At 64.1% G+C, this 16900-nt stretch carries 13 protein-coding genes; 5 read left to right on the forward strand and 8 right to left on the reverse strand.

The annotated features are described in order from the left end of the window. Window positions 1–96: 96 nt before the first annotated feature. The 5 genes from FJ958_RS14825 to FJ958_RS14845 form a co-directional block, all read right to left on the reverse strand. On the reverse strand, window positions 97–942 hold the full coding sequence (locus FJ958_RS14825; protein WP_140743798.1) for a fumarylacetoacetate hydrolase family protein: 846 nt from the start codon (window positions 940–942) through the stop codon (window positions 97–99). Window positions 943–968: 26 nt separating this feature from the next. Then, window positions 969–1700: an SDR family oxidoreductase gene (locus FJ958_RS14830; protein WP_140743800.1), complete on the reverse strand. Its 732-nt coding sequence runs from the start codon at window positions 1698–1700 to the stop codon at window positions 969–971. 188 nt (window positions 1701–1888) lie between these two features. Next, a complete protein-coding gene (locus FJ958_RS14835) occupies window positions 1889–4261 on the reverse strand; it encodes an aldehyde dehydrogenase family protein (RefSeq protein ID WP_140743802.1) in 2373 nt (790 codons plus the stop codon). A gap of 68 nt (window positions 4262–4329) precedes the next feature. Continuing rightward, window positions 4330–5373 (reverse strand): deoxyribose-phosphate aldolase, encoded by a 1044-nt coding sequence (deoC, locus tag FJ958_RS14840; protein ID WP_140743804.1) that lies wholly within the window; start codon window positions 5371–5373, stop codon window positions 4330–4332. Window positions 5374–5597: 224 nt separating this feature from the next. Next, entirely contained in the window at window positions 5598–6425 is an 828-nt protein-coding gene (locus FJ958_RS14845; RefSeq protein ID WP_140743806.1) for a ferredoxin--NADP reductase, read from the reverse strand. Between the two features lie 220 nt (window positions 6426–6645). On the opposite strand from FJ958_RS14845, the gene FJ958_RS14850 reads away from it, so the two are divergent. The 5 genes from FJ958_RS14850 (at window position 6646) to FJ958_RS14870 (ending at window position 12509) form a co-directional block, all read left to right on the forward strand. Then, window positions 6646–8730 (forward strand): hydantoinase/oxoprolinase family protein, encoded by a 2085-nt coding sequence (locus tag FJ958_RS14850; RefSeq protein WP_140743808.1) that lies wholly within the window; start codon window positions 6646–6648, stop codon window positions 8728–8730. Window positions 8731–8732: 2 nt separating this feature from the next. After that, entirely contained in the window at window positions 8733–10490 is a 1758-nt protein-coding gene (locus FJ958_RS14855; RefSeq protein ID WP_140743810.1) for a hydantoinase B/oxoprolinase family protein, read from the forward strand. Window positions 10491–10607: 117 nt separating this feature from the next. After that, entirely contained in the window at window positions 10608–11723 is a 1116-nt protein-coding gene (locus FJ958_RS14860; protein WP_246679599.1) for an aminomethyltransferase family protein, read from the forward strand. Window positions 11724–11798: 75 nt separating this feature from the next. Further along, entirely contained in the window at window positions 11799–12005 is a 207-nt protein-coding gene (locus FJ958_RS14865) for a hypothetical protein (protein WP_140743814.1), read from the forward strand. 3 nt (window positions 12006–12008) lie between these two features. Further along, entirely contained in the window at window positions 12009–12509 is a 501-nt protein-coding gene (locus FJ958_RS14870) for a Fic family protein (RefSeq protein ID WP_348642204.1), read from the forward strand. 129 nt (window positions 12510–12638) lie between these two features. On the opposite strand, the gene FJ958_RS14875 is transcribed toward FJ958_RS14870, so the two are convergent. From FJ958_RS14875 to FJ958_RS14885, 3 genes are all read right to left on the reverse strand, one after another. Beyond that, window positions 12639–14126 carry an aldehyde dehydrogenase gene (locus FJ958_RS14875; protein ID WP_140743816.1) on the reverse strand — a complete coding sequence of 496 codons (1488 nt, stop codon included), beginning with the start codon at window positions 14124–14126 and terminating at the stop codon, window positions 12639–12641. After that, entirely contained in the window at window positions 14123–15322 is a 1200-nt protein-coding gene (locus FJ958_RS14880) for a cytochrome P450 (protein WP_140743818.1), read from the reverse strand. Before FJ958_RS14880 ends, FJ958_RS14875 begins: the two co-directional genes overlap by 4 nt. Before the next feature lie 71 nt (window positions 15323–15393). Continuing rightward, window positions 15394–16842 (reverse strand): APC family permease, encoded by a 1449-nt coding sequence (locus FJ958_RS14885; protein ID WP_140743820.1) that lies wholly within the window; start codon window positions 16840–16842, stop codon window positions 15394–15396. Between the last annotated feature and the right edge of the window lie 58 nt (window positions 16843–16900).

A 16900-nucleotide genomic window follows, 5' to 3' on the forward strand; every position in this document is an offset into this window, starting at 1 on the left:
TTACTTCTGCAAAGCCGCAATCCTTCCAACACCCCTCATCCGACCTCGCTTCGCGAGGCCACCTTCTCCCACAAGGGAGAAGGGAAAGCCATCGAGCTACACGTCAGCCCTGAAAGTCTGCTTCTGCTGGCCGAGCCCTTCGATACCGAGCTCCACCACGTCGCCGGCCTTCAGGAACATCGGCGGCTTCATGCCAAGGCCAACGCCGGGCGGGGTTCCTGTCGAAATGATGTCGCCGGGATGCAGCGACATGAACTGGCTGAGATAGGACACCAGATATTTGACGCCGTAGACCATGGTCCTGGTCGAGCCGTCCTGCATGGTCTTGCCGTTGACGGTCAGCCACATCTTGAGGTTCTGCGGGTCTGATACCTCGTCCTTGGTCACCAGCCAGGGGCCGGTGGGGCCGAACGTGTCGCAGCTCTTGCCCTTGGTCCACTGGCCCTGGCGCTCGGCTTGGAAGGCGCGCTCGGACACGTCGTGGGCGACGCAGTAGCCGGCGACATAGTCGAGCGCGTCGGCTTCGCTGACATATTTGGCTGTCTTGCCGATGACGACGCCGAGCTCGACCTCCCAGTCGGTCTTTTCCGAGCCGCGCGGGATCAGCACGTCGTCGTCCGGTCCGACGATGGCCGAGCTTGCCTTCATGAAGATGATCGGCTCCGGCGGTACTTTGGCGCCGGTTTCGGCGGCATGGTCGGAATAGTTGAGGCCGATGCAGATGAACTTGCCGGTGCCTGCCACACAGGCGCCGAGTCGCGGCTTGCCGGAAACCGCCGGCAGTGACTTCGGATCGAGCTTGGACAGCATCTCCAGCGAGGCCGGATGCAGCACCGTGCCGGCAATGTCGGCGACATGGGCGGAGAGATCGCGGATCGTTCCATCCGCATCGAGCAGGCCGGGACGTTCGCTCCCCACCTCGCCATAGCGCAGCAGTTTCATGCAGTTCTCTCCTCAGTCAGATTGGTTCAGATCGACCAGCCACCGTCGATATTATAGGCCTGCCCGGATGTGTAGCTCGCACCGGCGAGATAAACCGCGAGATCGGCGATTTCCTCCGGCGTGCCGAGCCGGCCCATCGGCTGGCGCGCGATGAAGGCGGCGCGGGCGGCGTCATAGTCGCCTTGCGCATGCATGCGGTCCTGCAGCGACGGGCTCTCGACCGTGCCGGGGCATATGGCGTTGCAGCGTATGCCCTTGCCGACATAATCGGCGGCAACCGCTTTGGTCAGGCCGATCACCGCAGCCTTGGTAACCCCATAGGCGAAACGGTTCGGCACACCCTTCTGCGAGCTCGCCAGCGAGGCCATGTTGATGATCGACCCGTCACCACGCTCCAGCATGCCCGGCAGCACGGCGCGGATGGTGCGGATCATGGCGCGCACGTTCAGATTGAACGCGAAGTCGAGATCGGCGTCCTTCATCTCCAGGATCGATCCCGAATGAACGAAACCGGCGCAGTTGAACAACACGTCGACGCGGCCGATCTCGGCGAAGGCTGACTTGACCGCCTCGTCGTTCAGCACGTCCAATTTGCGGGTCTTGACGCCGGAAGTCCTGGCGAGCTCCGCCAGCAACACCTCATTGATGTCGGTGGCGTAGACGGTGGCTCCGGCCTGGGCGAAGGCCAGCGCGCTTGCCTTGCCGATTCCTTGTGCCGCTGCCGTGACGACAACGACCTTGCCTGCCAGATCCGCCATGCTCTTCTCCTCGCCTGCCTGATGCATCCGCTCTATCGGTGGCCGGCCGACAGGTCATGTACCAGTCAGGCTCGATTGTACGGCCTGTGCCGTAGCCGGTTCACAGATAAAGATGTTTTTTCTGGTTAAAGAACATGCGTTCGGGCGTCAAGCCCGAACACGATCATCATTGCGGCAGTATGGCGGTGTCAGTCGCCATAGGGCACCCAGACATTCTTCACCTCAATGGCGCGACGCAGCAGGGCGTCGCCGGCGGCCTCTTCCGACGCCCAGTCCAGGTTGCGCCCGTTGCCGCTCCAGACGCGCTTGAGGTTGCCGATGGAGTCGGCTTCCGCCTTGGCGCAGGTGTCGGCGTCGGCGAACAGCCAGAGCCCGTCGACATCGTCATGCTTGGCCAGCACGCCCGCAAGCTCGGCGCTGCGGCCGGTGACGATGTTGATGACGCCGGCGGGCACGTCGGAATATTCGATGACCTGGTAGAGATCGGTGGCCAGCAGCGGATAGCGCTCGGAAGGCACGGCGACCACGGTGTTGCCCATGGCGAGTGCCGGCGCGATGAGCGAGATGAAGCCGAGCAGCGGCTGATTGTCGGGGGCGACGATGCCTAGCACCCCGACCGGCTCATGCAGCGCCAGCGTGACGGCGCGAGCCGGCGGCTGGTGCACACGGCCCTCGAACTTGTCGGCAAGGCCGGCATAGAGGAACAGCCGTTCGATCGACTGGTCGACCTCCTCGCGCGCGGCCTTCGCGGGCACGCCGGTCAGCTGGACAAGCCGGGCAGCGAATTCATCCGCGCGGCCAGAAAGGTTCTCGGCCAGGTAATAAAGCACCTGGGAGCGGTTGTAGGCTGTCGCTTCCGGCCATGCCTTGGCTGTGCGAGCGGCTGAAACGGCGTCGCGTATATCCTTGCGGTTGCCGAGCCCGACTTCGCCCGCCAGTTTGCCCTTGGCGGTGGCGACGGCCAGCGAATAATTGCCGTCCGGCCGCACCTGCTTGCCGCCGATGAACAGCTTGGCCGTACGGTCGATGGCCGAACCCTCGGCCTGTTCGACCGGCTGCACCGACGCCATCGCCGGCTTGATGACCGGACCGAGCGGCAGCTTTGCCGTGAGATACTCGAACATGCCCTCGCGCCCGCCCTCGCGGCCGAAGCCGCTTTCGCGATAGCCGCCGAAGCCGCAAGCGGCGTCGAACATGTTGGTGCCGTTGACCCAGACGACACCGGCCTTCAGCTGCGGCGCGACGTGCAGGGCGAGATTGACATTCTCGCTCCACACCGACGCGGCAAGCCCATAACGTGTGTTGTTGGCGAGCTCGATCGCTTCCTCGGTGTTGCGGAAGGTCATCGTGGCCAGAACCGGCCCGAACACCTCCTCTTGCGCCAAGACATTAGCCGGCGAAACACCGGTCGCGAGCGTCGGCAGGTGGTAGTAGCCCGAGGAGGGCAGGGCCGCATCCGGCTGCCAGCAGACGGCACCCTGTCTGGCGCCCTCGGCGATCAGGCCCTTGACGCGATCAAGCTGCGTCAGATCGACCAGCGGGCCGATATCGGTGTTCTTGTCGAGCGGACTGCCGACGCGCAGCCGACTCATCCGCGTTTTGACCTTGGCGATGAAAGCTTCGGCGATGCCTTCCTGCACCAGCAGCCGCGAACCGGCGCAGCAGACCTGGCCCTGGTTGAACCAGATGCCGTCGACCAGCCCTTCGACCGCGCTGTCGAGATCAGCGTCCTCGAAGACGATGAAGGCCGACTTGCCGCCAAGCTCCAGCGACAGTTTCTTGCCCGAGCCGGCGGTCGCCTTGCGGATGATCTTGCCAACCTCGGACGAACCGGTAAAGGCGATCTTCTGGATGCCGGGATGGTTGACGATCGCCGCGCCCGCTTCCGGACCGCCCTGGACGATGTTGACGACGCCTTTCGGCACACCGGCGCGTTCGCAGATTTCGGCGAACAGGATCGCGGTCAGCGGCGTGAACTCGGCCGGTTTCAGCACAACGGTGCAGCCCGCGGCAAGCGCCGGCGCGATCTTCCAGGCCAGCATAAGCAGCGGAAAATTCCACGGGATTATCTGGCCGACGACACCGACGCCCTTCTGGCCGGGGAAATCCCTGTCCAGCGCCTGCGCCCAGCCGGCATGGTGGATGAAATGGCGGATCGCCAAGGGCACGTCGATGTCGCGGCTTTCACGGATCGGCTTGCCATTGTCTATCGATTCCAGCACCGCGAAAAGGCGCTGATGCCGTTGCATGGCGCGGCCGATGGCATAGAGCACCTTTGCCCTGACATAGCCCGAGGACGCGGACCATTTCGGCAGCGCCTTCGTCGCGGCCGCAACGGCCGCGTCGATATCGGCGGCATTGGCATCGGATACCTTGGCCAGCAGCTTGCCGGAAGACGGCTCGCTGGTCTCGAAGGTCTTGCCGCCGCCGGCCGCTTTCCAGTCGCCGCCGATAAACAAAGCTTTGGAGAAATCGCGCGCGGCCAGCCATGCATCGGACTCGTTGCGAGCCTCCGGCGCCGGGCCGTATTCCATGGCGTGATAGCGTTCAAGGATGTTCATCAGGTTCCTCCTTCACCCTCCCCCGTGTGGGGAGGGTCGATCGACAAAGCCGATCGGGGTGGGGGTGCTTATGCCATTGCGTGCCGGTGATTGGCCGAATAATGCCCGGTCAAATGGTGCTCGAGCTGTCGCTCGATGTCTGTCAACAGGCTCGATGCGCCGAAGCGGAACAGGGTCGGCTCCAGCCAAGGCCGGCCAAGTTCCTCCTTCATCAGCACCAGCCAGTCGAGCGACACCTTGGCGGTGGAGATGCCGCCGGCCGGCTTGAAGCCGATGAGATAGCCGGTCTCCTCGAAATAGGCCCTGATGGCGCGCACCATGGCGAGGCCGACGGGCAGTGTCGCGTTCACGCTCTCCTTGCCGGTCGAGGTCTTGATGAAATCGGCGCCCGCCATCATCGCCACCATCGAGGCCAGCATCACATTGCGCAGCGTGGCGAGGTCGCCGGTACCGAGAATGACCTTCAGATGCGCGTCGCCGCAGGCCGCGCGCATCGACACGATCTCGTTGTAAAGCTCCCGCCACTTCGCCCCGAACACCAGGCCGCGCGGAATGACGACGTCGATCTCGTCGGCGCCATCGCGGACCGAGGCCTCGATCTCCTGCAGGCGGGTCGAGAGCGGCGCCAGGCCGTGCGGGAAAGCGGTGGAGACGGCGGCGACATGAATGCCGGTGCCGCGCACGGCATCGACGGCGGTGGCGACAAAGGGATGATAGACGCAGACCGCCGCCGGGCGGATGGTTTCACCCGCAATGCCGAGACCTTCAATGATGTCGCGGCGGAGCGGGTTGATCGCCTTGGCGCAGAGCCGGCGCACGCGCTCCTCGGTGTCGTTCGAATTCAGCGTCGTCAAATCCATGCAGCTTATCGCCCGCAGCAGCCAGGCCGCCTGGTTGTCGGCCTTGATCGAGCGCCGCTTGGTCAGGCTGGCGACGCGTCGCTCCAGCGCCGAGCGATTGACGCTGCGCACCGATTCCATGAAGCCGAGATCGAGCTTCATTCCGGGGTTACGCGCGATGCGGTCCAGCGGCACAGCCGTGTTCGCGGCGGCACGCGCGGGCAGCGGCGTGACCTTGCCGCCCAGATCGGCTTCGCGGATTGTGCTGCTCATCTCCTGCCCTTTCATTCAGCGACATGCGCTTATGTCTTGGTGCGTGTCGTTGTCCCAAACCGCTCGATACGCTTGGACGACACGCAAGAAGATAGCCCGCGAAGCCGCGCTTCACGAGTCCTCAAGCGATGGATAGCCGAAAAAGGCTGCGAAAGCAGCTGATTTTTGACCGGAAGGTCAAAAGCAGATTCTTGCCAAGCAGTTTCTTGGAAGAAGCGCCGGCCTCAGCCGACGAAGGCGCGTTCGACGACGAAGGTCGAGGGATGGCTGAGCGAGCCTTCCTGGAAGCCGAGGCTTTCGGCCATCTCCTTGACGTCCTTCAGCATGTGCATCGAGCCGCAGATCATGATGCGGTCGGTCTCGGGATTGAGCTTCTCGATGCCGAGGTCGGTGTAGAACTTGCCCGAGCCGATCAGCGCGGTGATGCGGCCCATGCGCGCCGATTCCTCGCGAGTCGTCGAATTGTAGAGCGTGACGCGGCCGGTGGTCAGTTCGCCGATCAGCGGGTCGTTCTCGAGTGCCGCCACCAGCTCCTGACCGTAGATCAGTTCGGCATTGTCGCGGCAGGTATGGGTCAGGATCAGCTGATCGAATTTCTCGTAGGTGTCGGGGTCGCGCAGCAGGCTGGCGAAGGGCGCGATGCCGGTGCCGGTCGAGATCATGAACAGCCGCTTGGCCGGTGTCAGCGCGTCCACCACCAGCGTGCCGGTCGACTTCTGGCGCATGATGACGGTGTCGCCGACCTGGATCTTCTGCAGTTCCGAGGTCAACGGGCCATCCGGCACCTTGATGGAAAAGAATTCCAGTTCTTCGTCCCAGGCCGGGCTCGCCACCGAATAGGCGCGGAACACCGGCTTTTCAGCATTGGGCAGGCCGATCATGACGAACTCGCCGGAGCGGAAGCGCAGCGACTGCGGCCGGGTGATGCGGAACGAGAACAGCCGGTCGGTGTAATGCTTCACCGAGACGACGGTTTCGGCATAGACATTGGCCGGAATCGGGAACTGCAGCGGGCGGGCGCCGGCGGTGTTGAACGCGGAGGTGGTGTTCATCAAAACCAACTTTCTGGCCCAGCCGGGAACGCGGGCGCCAAACCTTTTCCTGCGCGCCCGGACCGTTCAGGTCCCGGCGTGCTGCTCACACACTCCAAAGCGGTAAGCTCTTGTGTCCGGAATTTATTAGTATACAAACGATATTTGCGTCAAGATGGCGCCGTAAAACACCTTTCCAAACTGTGACATATTCGTAGTCCCAGCATTTCAGGTTTCGACAATGAAAGAGAATTTTTCGGTGCAACCGTCGGATTCCCTGGGCAGCGTCGTTGCCGGCATCGATGTTGGCGGAACCTTCACCGACCTGCTTCTGATCGACGGCAGGGACGGCGGCAAGGTCCATATCGCCAAGACGCCCACCACGGTCGACAATCAGGCTTTCGGCGTGGTTTCGGCGCTCGGCGCCACCGGCTTCCCGGTCGACGGCATCGACCTCATCGTGCATGGCACCACCACCACCACCAACGCGGTGCTGGAGCGCCGGCTGGCCAAGACCGGCATGATCACCACGCGCGGCTTTCGTGACGTCATCGAACTTGGCCGGCGGACGCGGCCTCAAGCCTATGGCATGACCGGCACCTTCGTGCCGATCATCCCGCGCAATCTGCGGCTCGAAGTGTCGGAGCGCGTCGAAGCCTCGGGTGCCATACGCATGCCGCTCGACGAGACCGGGATGCGCGAAGCGGTGAAGGCGCTGGTCGCCGCCGGCTGCGAATCCCTGGTCATCCATTTCCTGCATTCCTACGCCAACCCCGCCCATGAGCGGCGCGCCGCCGAGATCGCCGCCGAGCTCTGGCCGAACGGCTACATCACCACGGGCCATGCGCTGCTGTCGGAAGCACGCGAATTCGAGCGCGGCGTGACCGCTTCGGTCAACGCTTCGGTGCAGCCGATCCTCGAGCGCTATGTCGAGCGCCTGCGCAAGGAATTGGCCGAGAAGGGCTATGCCCGCGATTTCCTGATCATGAACGGCAATGGCGGCATGATATCGGCCCGCTTCGTCACACGTGAATCGGCCAAGACCGTCATGTCGGGCCCCGCCTCCGGAGTCATCGCCGCCGCCTATACGGGCAAACGCGCCGGCTTCGAAAACCTCGTCACCTACGACATGGGCGGCACTTCGACCGACGTGGCGCTGATCCGCAACGCCGAGCCGGCTGTCTCGAACGAGATCGAAATCGAATACGCCATGCCCATCCATGTGCCGATGGTGGCGGTGCACACGGTCGGCGCCGGCGGCGGCTCGATCGCCCGCGTCGACGCGGCGGGGCTGATCCAGATCGGCCCGGAAAGCGCAGGCGCCAATCCGGGCCCGATCTGCTATGGGCGCGGCGGCCTGGAGCCGACCATCACCGACGCCAATCTGGTGCTTGGCCGGCTGGCGCCGAAAAAGCTGCTTGCCGTCGACAATCCGGTCACATCAGAGCGCGTTACGGATATTTTCGCCGAAAAGATCGGCGAGGCGACCGGCCTGCCCGGCGTCGAGGCGGCCGGGGCGGTGCTTAGGCTCGGCAACATGAAGATGGCGGGCGCCATCCGAATGGTCTCGGTGTCGCGCGGCCATGACCCGCGCGATTTCGCGCTGTTCGCCTTCGGCGGCGCCGGGCCGCTGCATGCGACTGCCCTGGCGCGCGAACTTGGCCTTCCCCGTGTGCTGGTGCCGGCGCGGCCGGGCATCACCAACGCGCTCGGCTGCGTCGTCGCCGATTTGCGCCACGACTTCGTCAACACCGTCAACCAGCCCGTGGCTATTCTCGACGAAGCCCAGCTTCATGCTGTATTGGAACGGCACCGAAACGAAGGCGGGGAACTGATCGGCAAGGAAGCGGTGAAACCGGAAACGATCCGCGTCACGCACTCCGCCGACATGCAGTTCGTCGGCCAGACCCACATCATCAACGTGCCGCTGCCGTCCTCGTCGGTGACGCGTGCGACGCTGCAAGCGCTGTTCGAAAAAGCCTATTTCGCCCGCTTCAAGGTCGAACTGCCGGAGATCCGCGCCAACCTCGTCAACCTCAACACCTCGGTCACCGGCGTGCGTCCGGCGATCGACCTGTCGCGGCTGATCGACCCGGCCGGGCGGGCAAAAACGCTCGACGAGGCGCGGCGCGAGGTCAGGCCTGTCTGGTATGCCGGTCGCTGGCACGACACGCCGGTCTATGCGCGCGAAAAACTGCCGCTCGACGCGGTAATAGAAGGTCCGGCGATCCTCGAACAAATGGACGCCACCACGGTGCTCGAGCCCGGCGACCGCGCCCGCTCGGACATCGACGGCAACATCATCATCGACATCGGCGAGGCCTGACAATGTCAGCTTTAAAAGGGGCAAAGCTCGACACCATCACGCTTTCGGTCCTCCAGGCAGCGTTGCAGCAGGTCTGCGACGAGATGGACCTGACCTTTTCCCGCGCCGCGTTCTCGCCTGTCATCGCCGAGGCCAACGACCGCTCCGACGGCATCTATTCCGCTGTCGACGGCTCGCTGATCGCGCAGGGCAGCCAGGGCCTGCCGGTCTTCGTCGGCGTCATGCAGTATTCGACCAGGACGGTGATCGAGATGATCGCCGATGCCCGCTGCCTGGCACCGGAGCCGGGCGACATCTACATCGTCAACGATCCCTATCTCGGCGGCACGCATCTGATGGATGTGCGCTTCGTCATGCCGGTCTACCGGAGCGAGAAAATCTTCTGCTGGCTGTCCAATACCGGCCATTGGCCTGATATTGGCGGCTCGGTGCCCGGCGGTTTCTCGGCTTCCGCGACCGCGGTCGAACAGGAAGGCCTGCGGCTGCCGCCGGTGAAACTGTTCAAGAAGGGCGTGCTCGATCCGGAGATCTATGCCATCATCTGCTCCAACATCCGCGTCGCCGACCAGCGCATCGGCGATATCAGGGCGCAGGCCGCCGCACTGCTGATCGGGCAAGACCGGCTCAACGAAATCCTAGATCGTTACGGAGACGAAACCGTTGTCGAGGCAATCGCCGAGCTGCGCCGCCGCGCCGCAGAGCAGATGCGCGCCAACATAGCGGCCATCCCGGATGGCACCTATAGTTCGCAGGCCTTTGTCGATTCCGACGGGGTGGTCAACGAGCCGCTGACCATCGCGCTCGCCGTCGAGAAAAAAGGCGACACGCTGACCTTCGATTTCGCGGGCTCGTCGAAGCCCTGCGCCGGACCGATGAACAGCGTGCTGGCGACGACCTTGTCCTCGGTCTATCTCGCCATGCGCCATATCTTCCCGGATGTGCCGATCAGCGCCGGCGCCTTCGAGCCGCTGATCGTCAAGCGGCCTGAGGGCACGTTCCTCGACGCGAAATATCCCCGGCCCGTTTCGGGCTGCGCGGCGGAAGTCTCGCAGCGCATCGCCGAGGCGGTGTTCGCCGCCATGGTGCAGGCGCTCCCGGAAAAGGTAACGGCCGCTCCCGCCGGCTCCAGCGGCAATTTCGCGCTCGGCGGCAACGACCCGGCGCGCGGCCGCGACTATGTCATGTACCAGATTTCAGGCGGCGGTTATGGCGGCAATTCCGGTCATGACGGCCTGACCAATGGCTGCTCGACCATCGGCATCTCGAAATCGCCGCCGGTCGAGATCATGGAACAGGCCTTTCCGGTGCTCTATCGCCACTATGCCTTGCGCGAAGGTTCGGGCGGCGCCGGCAAGCATCGCGGCGGCTTCGGCCTAGCCTATGAGGTGGAGATCCTGCGCGGCGAAGCGCGAGCTTCCTTCGTCATGGACCATGGCCGCTTCGGCCCGCAGGGCGCGCTGGGCGGCAAGGACGGCGAGCCCAACAGCGTCACCGTGTTCCGCAACAGCGAGGAACATGTGCCACCGCATCTGTCAAAGGAACAGGATATCGCGCTGAAGGCGGGCGACCGCGTGCGCGTCGGCACGCCGGGCGGCGGCGGCTATGGCGACCCGCGTGAGCGCGATGCGGAGCAGGTGTTGAAAGACGTGACGCTCGGCTATTACACGCCTCGGCAAGCGGCCGAGAAATTCGGCGTCGTGATTTCAGCGGACGGGCTCGCCGTAGACCGAGCGGCGACGGATAAAATGCGGGATAGCTGATCCACTGCACGTAGACGCGAAGTTTGCGGTCCGCCGGGATCGACAAGGCATGTCGTTTCCGTCTCCGCCGGCGATGCAAAAGCTCGTATTTTCCATCGACAAGCGATGGAGGCAGTCTTGGCCGAGCGGCGATCCCCTTTCTACAGCAGCCTCGTCGCGCTGGGCGCGACCATGGGTCGTGTCGGCGGCGATTTCATCTCGGCCAAATACTACTCCGGCATTGCCGACGAGCATCTGAACACCCGCGCCAATGTCGGCGTGCAGGATCTCAGCACCATGGGCAAGATGGACATCAAGGGTCCGCAAGCCGAGGCGCTGGTCAACCATGTCATCGTCAACGATGCCGCGGCGATGAAGCCGGGCAATGTGCGCTACTCCACGGTCTGCCGAGAGGACGGCGGCATCATGGATGACCTCACCGTCTTCCGGCTGGCACCCGAACATTTCATGCTGGTGACCGGCTCGGTCAACCGACTGAAGATGCTGCCCTGGCTCCAGCATCATGCCCGGGGGCGTCAGGCCTATGTCACCGACATCACCGCCGCGGTCGCCTTCCCGACCATCCAGGGCCCGCGTTCGCGCGAACTCCTGAAGGCGCTGGTTTCGGATGCCGATTTGGACGGGCTGAAGCGCTGGGCGTTCACCTCCGGGCGCGTCGGCGAGACCAGGGTGCTGATCTCGCGCACCGGCGTGACCGGCGAACTCGGCTTCGAACTCTTCGTGCCGGCCGACGAAGCGGTCTCCGTCTGGGATGCCCTGATGAAGGCCGGCCGGGATTTTGGCCTCAAACCCTATGGCGTGCTGGCGATGTTCACGCTTGGCCTGGAAAAAGCGTACCCGGCGCATGGCATCGACATGGACGAGACCCGCACGCCGTTCCATGTCGGCCTCGACCGCTGGATCAAGTTCGACAAGGGCGATTTCATCGGCCGCGAAGCGCTGCTCAAGATCCGCGGCGAGGGCCTCGACGAACGCTGGACCGGACTGGTCCTTGATGGCGACAAGCCGGCTGCGACAGATGCCAGGGTTTTGGCCGATGGCGAGGACGTCGGCATCGTCACCTACAGCGACCACGGCTATACGCTGGGCAAGGTGCTGGCGACGGCACATCTGCGGTTGCCCTTCACCGCGATCGGCACCGAACTCAGCATCGACATCGACGGCAAGCCGACACGCGCGGTGGTGGCGCCGATGCCGTTCTTCGATCCGGAGGGGACAAGGCTGCGGGCTTAGGAGTGGACCGACGGCACATGGCTTGCTTCGGAAATCGGTTTTGTCCGCCCTTTGAATTCATGGTATGATCTGCAGATGAAATCCCCAACTTCGAGACCCGGCCATTCGGCCAAAACAGGCCAATTCGTTCTGACCAGGGCGCGCGGCGAGAAAATCAGCGCCGTGGAAGGCATGAAACTGTCGCCCCGCATGAGCGAAGTGCTTAGTCAAGGTGCCCGGCACGGACTGTCCGGTGATGAGCGCCGCTCGCTCATCAAGGAAGAAATCCGCAAGAAGAAATAGACGTTGGTCTACGCAGCCGAGTCCGATCCGCTCTGCTATCCCGGCACAACGGTGCTCATCAACCTGCTGGATATGCGCGACCAGGCCGAACTTGAAGAGGTCGAACCCGCTCTCTTCCTAACTCGCGCCGAGGAGCCTTTACCGGCAGGCGAACTGGACTATCCCCACTATCTCAGCTTGCACCGACACCTTTTCCAGGACGTATACGCCTGGGCCGGCCAGGTGCGTACCATTCGCATCGGCAAGGGTGGCAATTGGTTCTGCTATCCCGAACACATTGCCAGCGAGATGGGGCGGGTCTTCCATGAACTCGGCAATCCCGACTACCTGGCTGACTTTAACACTACCGACTTCGCGAAGCACTTGGCGCACGTCATCGCCGAGCTCAATGCCGTGCATCCGTTTCGCGAGGGCAACGGCCGCACCCAGCTCGCATTCCTCGCAATGCTCGCCGAGCATCGGGCTTTGCTTTCAATGCCGATATGCAAGCCCGCGATCGGGTGATCCAGGCCATGATTGACAGTTTCAACGGCTCCGAAGCGCCACTGCAAGCGCTCATCGAAGATATAGTTGCCTTAGTTAGTTAGTCGGCGCATCATGTATTTTAGTGGGCGACCTTGCTCTGTCGCTGGCTCAAAGCGCGATCCATGCCGTCTTCAGCTCCATATATTTCTCCAGCGCGTGCAGCGACTTGTCGCGGCCGAAGCCGGACTGCTTGACGCCGCCGAGCGGCACGGTGATGTCGGCGCCGCCATAGGTGTTGACGTGGACGACGCCGGCATTGATGGCGCGCACCATGCGGTGCGCGGTGGAAAGGTTTGATGTCCACACCGCCGAGGCAAGCCCGTAGACGGTCGAATTGGCAAGCCGCACCGCTTCCTCCTCGGTCTCGAAGCGCATGACACCGAGCACCGGCCCGAACACCTCCTCGCGGGCAAGCTGCATGTTCTGCGTCACGTTCTCGAAGATCGTCGGCGCCATGTAGCTGCCGCCGGTCTCGGTCAGTATCCTTTCGCCACCGGTGACCAGCCTCGCGCCTTCTTCCCTGGCCTTGGCGACGAAGCCGAGATTCTTGTCCAGCTGCTCCGCGCTCGACACCGCGCCGATGTCGCTTGCGAGGTCAAGCGGATCGCCGACCTTCAACCGCGTGGTGGCCTGGAGAAGGTCGTCCATGAAGCGGTCATATACCGAGGATTGCACAAGCAGGCGCGAGCCGGCGACGCAGACCTGGCCGGAGTTGCGGAAGATGCCGTTGGCCGAGACGACCGCCGCCTGTTTCAGGTCCGGAGCGTCGGCAAAGACGATATTGGGCGACTTGCCGCCGAGTTCGAGGAAGACACGCTTCAAATTGGAACGGGCGGAATAGTCGAGCAGCCGCCGGCCGACCGGTCCCGACCCGGTGAAGGCAATGGCGTCGACATCCATATGCAGGCCGAGCGCCTCGCCGGTAACGGCGCCCCGGCCGGTCACGACATTGAGCACGCCGGCGGGCAGTCCTGCTTCGGCAGCCAGTTCCGCCAGCCGCAGCAGCGTCAGCGACGCGATCTCCGGCGGCTTGACCACCACGCAATTGCCGGCGGCAAGCGCCGGCGCGATCTTCCAGGCGCCGATCATCAGCGGGAAGTTCCAGGGAACGATGACGCCGACGACGCCGAGCGGTTCCTTGTGGATCAGACCCAGCACGTTCTCGGCCGTCGGCGCGATCTCGCCATAGACCTTGTCGATCGCCTCGGCGTAATAGCGGATGGTCCCGGCGGCCGACAGCGGCTCGGCCTTGTAGGCCATGCCGATCTCGGTGCCGTTGTCGCGTACGCCGAGCACGGCCAGTTCATCGGCATGCCTTTCGATCAGCTCGGCGAATTTGGTCAGCACCTTCTTGCGCAAGGCGGGTGCGGCGCGCGACCACGACCCCTTCTCGAACGCCTTGCGGGCCGATTTCACCGCGCGGTCGACATCGGCGGCATTGCCGTCGGCGATGCTGGCGAAAGACCGGCCGTCGATCGGCGAGACCACCGGCAGCGTCGCGCCGCTTGTTGCCTCGGAGTGTGCGCCATCGATGAACAGTCCGCGCGCGCCGATCTCGGCCTTGCGCAGCGTGTCGATGGTATTTTGACTGATCATGGGGAAACGGCTCCGAAACTGACATGCAACGTGGTTGGCGCCCGGAATTCCCAGCCGCGGAACACCGGCTCCTTGCCAGGCACCAGCCTGAGATCGGGGAACCGCTCGAGCAGCAGCCTTACGGCGAGGCACATCTGCTCGCGCGCGAAAAACCGGCCGGAACAGAAATGGTGACCGAAGCCGAAGGCGGCGTGATTGCCTTCGTCGCGGTTGATGTCGAAGCGGTCGGGATCGGCGAAGCGGCTCTCGTCGCGGCCGGCCGAGGAGACAAGTGCCGCCACCGGCGCGCCGGCGGGGATCGTCGCCCCGCCGAGTTCGACCGCGCGGGTCGTTTCGCGCGTCTGTGTGCCGATGGGCGCCACCCAGCGCAGGCCCTCGTCGACAGCCTTGGGCACGAAGGTCTCGGGATCGTCGAGCACCTGCCGCAACTGGTCGGGATTCCTCAGCAGCTCGACAAGGATGGAGCCGGCGCCATGGCCAGGCTCCTGCATGCCGCCAAGCAGGATGACCTTGATGGTCGGCATCAGCAAGTCTATCGGGCGCGTTTTGCCGTCAGGCATGCCGTCATGCAGCATGTGCGACAGCGCTGAATCATCGCGCTCGCGGGCAAGCCTTTCCAGCGTCGGCGTCACGGCATCGCCGACCTCTGCGCCGATAGCGTCGGCGATCTCCTGTCGCTTCGGGTCTTTCTCGAAATTGATGGCGCCCTGGGCAAGCCCATAGAACCAGCGGCGCAAGGTCGGCATGCCGATGTCGGCAAGGCCGAGCGAGCGTGCCAGGCTGAGCGTCGACACCGGTTCGAAATAGTCGGCCATCAGTTCGGCCGAACCGCGCTCGGCGATCGCGTCGAGATAGGGTTCGGCGATCGAGCGCACGAGATCGCCGGCATAGGAGGCGACGGTGCGCGGCCGGTATTTCGGATCGACGCCCTGGCGAAGGTCCTTGTGCACCTCGCCATCGGTGGTCAGGATCGTTGGCTTGCCGAAGGAGCGCTCGACGGGCGATACGCCCGCTCTGACGATCGCCGAGAAGATGTCGGGCGACTTCGCCACCTGTTCGACATCCTTCCAGCGGGTGACGAACCAGAGATTGACCGAGGGCACGAAGGCAACTGGCGCGTTGCACCTGAGCTCGGCGTAGATCGGGTATGGATCGGCTTCCAGCGCCTCGACGGTGATGTTTTCGACAAAGCTCAAACCCGCCACTCCTTATACGATGAGAAGGGCGGCGTGGCACGCCGCCCGGTAGTCTCTCAGCCAGGCTTCGCTCAATCCTTCAGCGGCACACCGAGGTTCTGGTAGGCGACCGGATCCCGGCCCTTCAACGCACCCGCCAGCAACAGGCCGATCACCGCCGCGATCAGCACCAATCCCGGCAGGAACACGCCGAGCAAGCCGCCGGCTCCCGACAGGCTGCCGAAATTGATGACAATCAGGTAGATGATGATGGCGAAGGCGATGAAGGTCAGCCCCGGCAGGATGGTGGTCTTCACGGCATTCTCCTGCGCCGACGGGTTGGCGCGGAAGTACATCACCACGGCGAGCGAGGCGACAGCCATCATCACGATGACGCCGAGCGTCGCGACATTGGTCAGCCAGGAAAACAGCGCCAGCACCGGATCTAGGCCGAGCACGGCGAACAGCCCGACGACGACGGCCGCAAGCACGCTCTGGATCACCGAGGCGACATGCGGGCTCTGGTGCGCCGAATGCGTCACACCGATCGACTGCGGCAAGAGCTTCTCGCGGCCGGAGACATAGATGTAGCGGGCGACCGCGTTGTGGAAAGCCAGCACGCCGGCGAACAGGCTCGATACGAACAGGATGCTCATCGCATGGGTAAGCAGCGTCCCCGCATAACGGTCGGACAGGCCGAACAGGAAGGTCGTCGGGTCCTGCAGGCCCTGCAGGGCCGGCAGCAATTTGTCGACGCCGGCGCCCACCGCCATCAGCCAGGCCGTGACCATGTAGAAGAGCCCGATCAGCAGCACCGAGAAATAGGTGGCGCGCGGAATCGTGACCTTGGGGTCGCGGGCTTCCTCGGCATAGATCGTCGTCGCCTCGAAGCCGATGAAGGCGGCGAAACAAAACAGGATGGCGATGGCCGGTGCGCCTGAGGTGATCTGGCTCCAGCTGAACGGTGCCGCCGAAAGGCCGCTGTCGCCGCCGGTCTTGAGGATGGCCAGATCAAGGACAAGCACCACGGCGTATTCGCACAGCACCAGCACCGTCAGGATCTTGGCCGACAGGTCGACCTGGCGGTAGCCGAGCACGGCGACGATGGCGATGGCGATGAAGCTCCATACCCACCAGGGCAGGTTGATGCCCCAGCCGGCGAACAGGCCGGATGTCGCGGCGCCGAGCAGCCCCATGACGCCGATCTGCATGGCATTGTAGGACAGGATGGCGATCAGCGCCGTGGCGCCGCCGGCCATGCCACCAAGGCCGCGCGCGGCATAGGCATAGAAGGCGCCGGCATTGCCGACATGGCGCGACATGGCGACATAGCCGACCGCGAACAGGAGCAGCAGCACCGTGACGATCAGATAGGTGCCGGCAAAGCCCGCGCCATTGCCCATCAGCATGCCGAGCGGCGTGCCGCCGGCGACCGCCGTGAGCGGAGCCGCCGCCGAGATCACCATGAAGGTGATGGCGCCGACGCCAAGACTGTTCTTGCGCAGCCTGTTGGCCGGCGCCTGTTCCGAAACTGCTGTCATTGGTCCTCCTGATTGCGAACCTTGGAGTTCGCCGGCCGACTGGCCTGTCCCACGCGCT

It is taken from the genome of Mesorhizobium sp. B2-3-5 (assembly GCF_006442395.1).
Lineage (GTDB): Bacteria > Pseudomonadota > Alphaproteobacteria > Rhizobiales > Rhizobiaceae > Mesorhizobium.

What these genes read in the sequence shown, in the direction of transcription:
- FJ958_RS14825 (WP_140743798.1), bottom strand. Translation starts at nt 942, where the DNA reads ATGAAACTGCTGCGCTATGGCGAGGTGGGGAGCGAACGTCCCGGCCTG.
- FJ958_RS14830 (WP_140743800.1), bottom strand. Translation starts at nt 1,700, where the DNA reads ATGGCGGATCTGGCAGGCAAGGTCGTTGTCGTCACGGCAGCGGCACAA.
- FJ958_RS14835 (WP_140743802.1), bottom strand. Translation starts at nt 4,261, where the DNA reads ATGAACATCCTTGAACGCTATCACGCCATGGAATACGGCCCGGCGCCG.
- deoC (WP_140743804.1), bottom strand. Translation starts at nt 5,373, where the DNA reads ATGAGCAGCACAATCCGCGAAGCCGATCTGGGCGGCAAGGTCACGCCG.
- FJ958_RS14845 (WP_140743806.1), bottom strand. Translation starts at nt 6,425, where the DNA reads ATGAACACCACCTCCGCGTTCAACACCGCCGGCGCCCGCCCGCTGCAG.
- FJ958_RS14850 (WP_140743808.1), top strand. Translation starts at nt 6,646, where the DNA reads ATGAAAGAGAATTTTTCGGTGCAACCGTCGGATTCCCTGGGCAGCGTC.
- FJ958_RS14855 (WP_140743810.1), top strand. Translation starts at nt 8,733, where the DNA reads ATGTCAGCTTTAAAAGGGGCAAAGCTCGACACCATCACGCTTTCGGTC.
- FJ958_RS14865 (WP_140743814.1), top strand. Translation starts at nt 11,799, where the DNA reads ATGAAATCCCCAACTTCGAGACCCGGCCATTCGGCCAAAACAGGCCAA.
- FJ958_RS14875 (WP_140743816.1), bottom strand. Translation starts at nt 14,126, where the DNA reads ATGATCAGTCAAAATACCATCGACACGCTGCGCAAGGCCGAGATCGGC.
- FJ958_RS14885 (WP_140743820.1), bottom strand. Translation starts at nt 16,842, where the DNA reads ATGACAGCAGTTTCGGAACAGGCGCCGGCCAACAGGCTGCGCAAGAAC.